The 7999-nt window shown below is 57.4% G+C and carries 4 protein-coding genes and 1 pseudogene; 3 read left to right on the plus strand and 2 right to left on the minus strand.

Going from position 1 to position 7999, the window contains the following annotated elements; translation table 11 throughout:
* Positions 1 to 336 precede the first annotated feature (336 nt).
* Positions 337 to 753 carry a methyltransferase domain-containing protein gene (locus AC0L2P_RS26335; RefSeq protein WP_473505423.1) on the minus strand — a complete coding sequence of 139 codons (417 nt, stop codon included), beginning with the start codon at positions 751 to 753 and terminating at the stop codon, positions 337 to 339.
* 840 nt (positions 754 to 1593) lie between these two features.
* On the minus strand, positions 1594 to 2277 hold the full coding sequence (locus AC0L2P_RS26340) for a hypothetical protein (RefSeq protein ID WP_473505411.1): 684 nt from the start codon (positions 2275 to 2277) through the stop codon (positions 1594 to 1596).
* Positions 2278 to 2450: 173 nt separating this feature from the next.
* On the opposite strand from AC0L2P_RS26340, the gene AC0L2P_RS26345 reads away from it, so the two are divergent.
* From AC0L2P_RS26345 to AC0L2P_RS26355, 3 genes and pseudogenes are all read left to right on the plus strand, one after another.
* Complete coding sequence (locus AC0L2P_RS26345; protein WP_473505412.1) at positions 2451 to 4091, plus strand: P-loop ATPase, Sll1717 family; 1641 nt, start codon at positions 2451 to 2453, stop codon at positions 4089 to 4091.
* A gap of 741 nt (positions 4092 to 4832) precedes the next feature.
* Positions 4833 to 6752, plus strand: a complete 1920-nt coding sequence (locus AC0L2P_RS26350; RefSeq protein ID WP_473505414.1) for a potassium transporter Kup — start codon at positions 4833 to 4835, stop codon at positions 6750 to 6752.
* Between the two features lie 453 nt (positions 6753 to 7205).
* Positions 7206 to 7922 (plus strand): annotated as a pseudogene (locus AC0L2P_RS26355) (IS701 family transposase); the annotation flags it as partial.
* Positions 7923 to 7999 lie beyond the last annotated feature (77 nt).

The raw sequence follows: 7999 nt of genomic DNA on the forward strand, positions 1-7999 counted from the left end.
CGCGATCGTAGCATCGGGCAAGGGCGTCCGCCCGAATGAGGAGGCCAGACAACCAAGATTGTCGTAACGCGACTCTTTTGCGGCTCATTAAGGCAGCGTGCTGACTTAACAGGGTTAGCTTGAGGGTTCCGCATCCTTGGCGGGTCATCCAGTCCGCCGGGCGCGATTCGCCTACCAAGCCGCCCTTCAGCTATGCGCCCAATGTCAGCCGTTCAGGTGTAAATTCGTGATTACCAAAACCCGACATTCGCTCTGTTCGCCTCCACTCAATTCGTCGATCGCCCGGGTCTAGCCAAGGTCCAATGCTAGATCTGAGAGCTACGTCTGGGAATTGGCCTAGGGCCGCTGCAACGAGTACCCACGGACTGCTGGTGCATCGACGGGCACGCACATCAGCTTTGGAGCCGGCCTCGAAGCGAGTGCTTGCCGGGTGAGCGCCTCTTCGCCTACCAACCTGAGTCCTGCTGTGGCAAACATCCTCCGCTGATCCAGTTCGTTCAACACTGGCGACGGCAAAAGCAACTTGACCCCGTCTGCTCGCAGGAATTCGGCGGTCGACAGGTTTTCCTTGTCGCGAAAAGCCATCGCCCATTCAAATGCTGGCAAGGTGAAATGGCAGATTCCGCCCGGCTTGAGGATGCGCGAGACCTCCTGCCAGAAGAGCGGCGAATTGTAGGGGTCGCCGAGCGACGAAACAACGACGTCCACGGAAGCGGCGGGCAGTCCGGTAGCTGTTGCATCCGCCAGTACCAGGCGAGTCCCGAGCCGTTCCCAGTCTGCCGAATAAGCAAAACGGTCAGGTCCAACCGCCGCATGTCACGCAGAAACAAGCGAAGCGTGGCTTCTTCTCCCGTCTATTTGGCGGGTAAAGTAAAGAGTAGGCCGGGATACGCCCTGGACTTGGGAGTGAACATGCTCTCCCGCTTGCTCGCTTGAATGTTCGCTTGTGGGATACGGCTACCGCCCGTTCAGCGACATGCGGCGAAAGTCGCATAATATTGCAGTGCGGCATCAACGGCGACCTGTGCCGAGTCATCTCATCATAACGTCTGGCCTTTTCATTAGTCTTTCCTTCGCTCCGATGGTTTGCCGAGGTAGAAAGTATCCGGCAGGTTCCAGGTATGATCCGTGCCATCGCAAGAACACTCGCCAAAATCTGGCAGGCCGACCTTTCGCTGCCAATAGGCGATGATCACAGCGCCCGACTGGCGGATATGCCGAGATCGAGCAGCGCGTCCGCGCAAACCTACCTAGAGGCGTGCTGACGACGCGTGACCTTCGCGACGCCGCGCTGAAGCGCCTCGTCCAGGCGACGGAACGGAGGTGATGTCGGATCGGAGCAACCAACAGTCCACCGCCCCCGGATTGTCCGTAACTATGACCCACACGTCGGCTGCGGCGTTGGCGTTGTCTGACAAATAGACCGCCGCCGATGCGGGGCCGCTAAGAGCCATAAGCAGAAGTGTTCCAATCGTTTTCATGTCCAACCCCGAGAAAGCTGGACCCTACGGGGGTATCGCGCGGCCACAACTGTCGAGTTCGACCCCTCGGATTTTTCCGTCTAATTTCAATAGGCCCTGCTTGTTTGTAAGGTTATTCAGCCACCTTGTCCTCTAATCCATAGACCTCGGCGAAGGCTTTCGCGTGAAGCCGCATCAGTGCCGCTTTGTGCTCTGTGGCTTTTTCACGGATTTGCTCAACCTGCTGAAGGGCCATATGCAAAGCGTTTCCGTCATCTTCCAAATGTTCAGCATTCGGAAGCTTGTAGACGGACCTCAGCTCTCGTGTGATCGCCAACGCAGCTAGGCCAAGTTTGGCATATTCCTCCCGTCGCGTCTCGAAAACCTCCTCGTAGTCGGGTGGTGTTGCAATTGACGAAGCTGATTGAATCAAGGCATCGGCCAGCTCGGCCCGGTTGGGAAGGCTCCGAATCCTGTAAGCCGTCTCGGCTGAGATAGCTTTCCAGTCTGCGTCTGTAGGGATGAGAACTGACGACCTCGAAGTGGTTGTGGTCAGGAAGTCGTCGCCGTCCCTGGTACCGGTATCGTGGGCAACAGAAGCGCAGGCCGCTACAAGCGGGTCTAGGGCGCAAACAACGCTGATCGCCAGATGTTCAGCGTTTCGCTGACGCTCCTCTTTCTCTCTCCGGTCGCTCACCCGACTTGAGTATCTCGCAGCTAAGTGCGTTCCGGCTACAGCCAACCCCGCAGTGATCAATATCTTGAGCGTCTCGTAGAAAAAAGTGCTGTCTACAATGAGATTCCAAAATTCTTGCATGTGCCAACGCCCCAACCCAGCAGGATGTTAGCAAACCCATAAGATCATTGCATCAAGCCTCACCACATAGCGAGAACTTGGGCTGGAGAGAAAAGTGTGTGCGGAATAAACAGAGGGAGTTGCCCCTCTAACAGCGCATGTGCACTATGCTCACTTGGGAGGAGTGACGGGCAGTGGCGCGAAATAATCATCTTATAACTCGAGACATCCGAGTTGGAAAAAATGCAGCCGAAGAAGACGAGGACCTTCTGTACGAGTGCTTTGTAGGCAACACGGCTCTGAATGAGGTATTGGACGTCTCGACAAATGCCTCAATATTATCAGGAAGGACCGGGTCGGGGAAAAGCGCGATAATCCAATATGTAACACGAAATAAGAATGCCGCGTTTGTGTCGCCGAGTGAAATGGCGATGACACACATCGCCAATTCTGACGTGCTAAGATTTCTCCACGACATAGGGGCAGATTTGAACCTTTTCTTCCAAGCCGTGTGGAAGCACGCGCTGTTGGTAGAGTTCATTCGACTGCGCTATAAGATCAGGGACGAGCAGCAGTCTAGAAACTGGTTCTTAGTAATTCTTGATCGCGTCAAGGGCGACAGGAGCAAAGCTCGCGCAATAGAATATCTACGCGAGTACGCCGGAAGCCTCTGGATTGAGATGGATGAGAACGTTCGCCAATTTACCCAAACCTACGAGAAACGGTTTCTCGCAGAGTTGGGGGTCGACATCTCGAAATTCGCAAGCAAAGCGGGGTACGGAGCAAATTTAAGCAACCAGAACAAGAGCGAGTACATCGCAAGAGTTAGGAAAATAATGAACTCCGAGCAGCTGCAAGACCTCTCTAGGGTAATATCACTGCTTGCCGAACGAACCGATAACGATAATTATTACATTCTGGTAGACCACCTGGACGAGCGGTGGATAGACGATAGCCTGAAGTACCGGATGATTAACTCGCTTGTCGAGGCCCTTACAAAATTTAGGACAATACGAAATTTGAAGGTCATAGTAGCCCTTAGATCAGATGTAATAGAACGATCCATTCAAGAGAACGCAGATAGTGGATTTCAAAGGGAGAAGTTTCGAGACTACGTGGTAGCCATAGAGTGGGACGAGAAGAAGCTAAAGGAATTGATTGACAAGCGTATAGGGCTAATCTTTCGGCGGAAATACTCGCCACAGAGGCAGGTTCTTTTTGAGGACATTTTTGCTGATAAAGTGCGCGGTCAGATGCCGTACGATTATATTCTCGACCGCACCCTTTTGCGGCCGCGAGACCTAATCTCGTTCGTAAACGAATGTTTCAAGGCAGCAGACAACAAGAGCAGCATTTCTCCAAGCGATGTCTACACCGCCGAGGTAAGCTACTCTCAGTTCAGGTATGAAGCGTTGGTGGACGAATGGAGAGTTGCGTTTCCGTCTCTAGCTGCAGCGCTTGAGATTCTGCGGGCCAAAGAGATCTCGTTCAAGCTTTCCGGCCTGGACGATTCAGAAGTTGACAACATAGCACTGGAGGCGGTGGGGCAGGGAAAGACAGCTACGGACCCGCTCACAAGATCGGCAGCCGCCCACTGTGACGCGTACACCGATCATAGCCGAAAGCAATTTATTAGGACTGTTGCTGCGGTCTTGTATAGGGTCGGGGCTGTAGGGCTAAAGCTCTCCCCCGATGAACCTGTGATGTATTCTCATCGCGGTCGCGCGATCATCGGCGTACAAGAGGTCGGCGAGGGGACCGGTGTTAGAGTCGTCAAGATGCTGCACTCCTACTTCCGTATCAATGAAAAGCCTCGGGTGAAGGCGCGGGCGTAACGCTCATTGCAGAACTTCATGGGCTGGTTTTAAGAAATCATATGAGGCGTTCCACAGCCAACGTCGCATCCAGCGACCCTAAGCCGCGCCTCGTCGCTCCCATAGTCCTCCCCCACACCCCCGCTTGAATGCCCGAGGATCATATCCTGGGTGGGTTTCGACACCCCGCCACCCGAAGCCGGTCCTTCATGTTGTGCCTAAGCCAGTGCACCACGGCCTTGGGGTCTTTCTGCGGCGAGGACGCCGACTTTGTCAACGCCATCGAGCCTTCGGAACAGGGCGGCAAAAAGATTGCGGGAATCGTGTCGTTCCTTGCCAAGCACGAATTCCGAAGCGGGCGTGCCGAACTGATTGTTCGGTAGGAGAGCTTGCAGTTGCCATTAGGCGATCGGGCCTTCCTCAGCGTTGCGGAGGCCGAGGCAGCCGCTGAGCGGGCGTTTGTGGCCCTCCCAAGCGCGGACTTGTTCTCCCCCATCATCTCTCAGGAAACCGCCATCCTTGTGCGCCCTGACACCCTGGTCGCCATCGGTCGCATCGCGGGGGGCACTGTGGTCGAGAACCATTCATTGATCTGGCGCTTGAGGGTTCTGCCGGTGCGCTATTGCTCGTCGGTAGGGCTTCGGGGCTGGCGAGTCTGCCAAGGCGAGCAACGACAGGCGATGCCGGCAGACATTACGTTACGGCACTTGATATTGCAGTGCAGCAAGCGTAGAGCACCGCCCGCTTATCGGAGTGTCATCCATGGCCCTTACCAATGCTGGTAACGAGGCAGAACCTGTCGAACAATCGAGCCATTCTGAGGTCGAGCAGCACAGCACCAAGGTGCTGATGCTGGGCGCGCTCGGCGTGGTTTACGGCGATATCGGCACCAGCCCGATCTATGCATTTCGCGAGGCGTTGCATGCATCGGCCGGTGGCAACGTCGCCAACCGTGGCGACATCCTCGGCGTACTCTCGCTGATCATCTGGTCGCTGACGATCACCGTCACCATCAAATACATCATGTTCGTCCTTCGTGCCGACAATCGCGGCGAGGGCGGCGTGCTGTCGCTGATGGCGCTGGCGCGCAACAGTTTCCCGACGCGCTCGGCGGTGATCCTCGGCATCGGCATCGTCGGCGCGGCGCTTTTTTTCGGCGACGCAGTCATTACGCCGGCGATCTCGGTACTATCGGCGGTCGAAGGTATGAATGTCGTCACGCCGACATTCCAGCCCTATGTGGTGCCGCTGACACTGGCCATCCTGGCGATCCTGTTTGCGGTGCAGCGATTCGGCACCGGCGGCGTAGGTTTGGTGTTCGGGCCAGTCACGGCGCTGTGGTTCCTGGCCATCGGCCTTTCCGGCATTAACCACATCATCGCCGATCCGGAAATCCTGCTGGCGATCAGCCCGCATTACATCGTGTCGTTCCTGGTCAACTCGCCCGATGTCGCCTTCGTCACGGTTGGTGCGGTCTTCCTCGCCGTCACCGGCGCCGAGGCGCTCTATGCCGATCTCGGCCATTTCGGCCGCAAGCCGATCGTGCTCGCCTGGCTGGCAATCGTGTTCCCTTGCCTGTTGCTCAACTATGTCGGGCAAGGTGCCTTCGTGCTGGCAAATGGCGGTGTTGTCGGCCATCCCTTCTTTGAGATGAACCAGGGCTGGACGCTTATTCCGATGGTCGTGTTGGCGACGGCGGCGACCGTGATCGCCAGCCAGGCGGTGATCTCCGGCGCTTTTTCGCTGACCAGACAGGCGGTGCAGCTCAATATGCTGCCGCGTTTCGTCATCCAGCACACGTCGGAAAAACAGTCGGGCCAGATCTATCTGCCGCGCATCAACCTGATGCTGGCGCTGGTGGTGATGTTGCTGGTGGTCGGCTTCGGCGAATCCAGCCGCCTGGCCTCGGCCTACGGTATTTCGGTGACCGGCAACATGCTGGTGACGAACGTACTGCTTTTTGTTGTAATGACGCGCATCTGGAAATGGCCGCTTGGCGTCGCGGTCGCCTTGATGGCGGTGTTCGCATTCGTCGATACCGGCTTCTTTGCAGCCAACATAGTCAAGGTGTTTGAAGGGGGCTGGTCCTCGCTTGCCATTGCCGCAGTTATTGTGCTGACCATGTGGACCTGGATCCGCGGCAGCCGCTATTTGTTCGACAAGACGCGCCGGAACGAGATCCCGCTCGATTTCCTTGCCGCCAATTTGTTGAAGAAGAAACCACAGCTGGTGTCCGGTACGGCGGTGTTCCTGACCAGCGATCCCGCCAGCGCGCCGACCGCGTTGATGCACAGCCTGAAGCACTACAAGGTGCTGCACGAACAGAACGTCATCCTCTCGGTGGTGACGGCGCAACAACCCGTCGTGCCCGACAGCGAGCGGGTCAAGATGGAAACGATCAACGATCTGTTCATGCGGGTGACGCTGACCTTCGGCTATATGGAACAGCCCAACATTCCGCGTGCGCTGGCGATCTGCCGCAAGCAGGGCTGGAAGTTCGACGTCATGACGACCTCTTTCTTCCTGTCGCGGCGCTCGCTCAAGGCGTCACCCAATTCCGGCATGCCCGTGTGGCAGGACAAGCTGTTCATCGGCTTGGCGCGCACGGCAGCGGATGCGACCGAGTATTTCCAGATCCCGACCGGACGTGTGGTCGAGATCGGGACGCAGGTGGCCGTTTAGGCATGCCCGGTTGAGCAGAATCAATTGGCATTTCCCGAGCCGGTGAATGCCTGACCGGGCGGAGGCCACGATGCTTGCACCCAACTGGGGTCCGGTTCCAGGCCCGAAGCTTCCGGCCCCAAAGCCGTCCCTTTACGCCTGCGATCATTTCCGTTCCCTATTGTCTTGCCGACCCACCAGTCGAGATGCGCTGAAACGACCTCGCCGGGCAGCAACTTATTCATTTGAAGGTAATCGATGTGCCGCAAGTCCGACCTTCAATCTTTCAGTTCACAGGCAAGCGTTACCAAAATCGGCGTGCCGCCTAACCTGCGCCGCATCGTGACCTGTCAGGAAGCCATGCAGGCGCGAGACAGAAGCTGGCTCGAGGCCGCCGGCCAAGGCGCCGCATTAGTACTACAGTTGCGGATCAGTTGATTTTGTGATTCCCTTCGCGAGGTTATGGAGGGAACCATGTCTGTCGCTTCGTGGTCAGGGTCGTTGTTGGGTTGGGAGCAGGAGCTCTCAGCGCTAAAGGCGCGGGTTGGACGGGTGCTTCCTCGCCGTGAGCTGCGAGAGACGGGCGCAGATTTCCTTGACGGCCTTCTTTCCGGTATTGAGCGCAAGACGGGCTGGCTGATGGCCGAGCAGTCCGGAGCGGGGCGCCCCTATCGGATGCAGTCGCTGTTGGGGCGCAGCCACTGGGATGCTGATCGGCTCCGAGACGAGGTTCGCGATTATGTGGTGGAGGCGTTGGGCGATGAGGATGGCGTCCTGATCGTCGACGAGACGGGATTTGTGAAGAAGGGCGATCGTTCGGCTGGTGTCGCGCGTCAGTACTCGGGAACGGCGGGGCGGATCGAGAACAGCCAGATCGGCGTGTTCTTGGCTTACGCGAGCCGCTACGGCCAAGCGCTGGTCGATCGTCGCCTTTATCTGCCGGAGAGCTGGACAAAGGATCGGGCGCGATGTGCCAGGGCGGCGATCCCGGAGACGGTCGAGTTTGCGACCAAGCCGAAGATGGCGCGCGCCATGATCGAGGCGGCGCTCGATGCCGGCGTCCCGTGCGCTTACGTTCTGGGCGACGCTGTCTACGGGGCGGACAGCAGCCTTAGCCGGATGCTGGAAGCTCGGGAGCAGGCCTATGTCTTGGCAGTTCGAGGCGCTCACTTCATGCGCCGTGGAGGGGATGGGACTGTCAGGAATTCTGTGCGCGAGGCCGGTTTCGTCATTGGCTGACGAACCTTTCGCCGAACACGACGGCGAAC

This window comes from Mesorhizobium sp. WSM4836 (assembly GCF_055811815.1).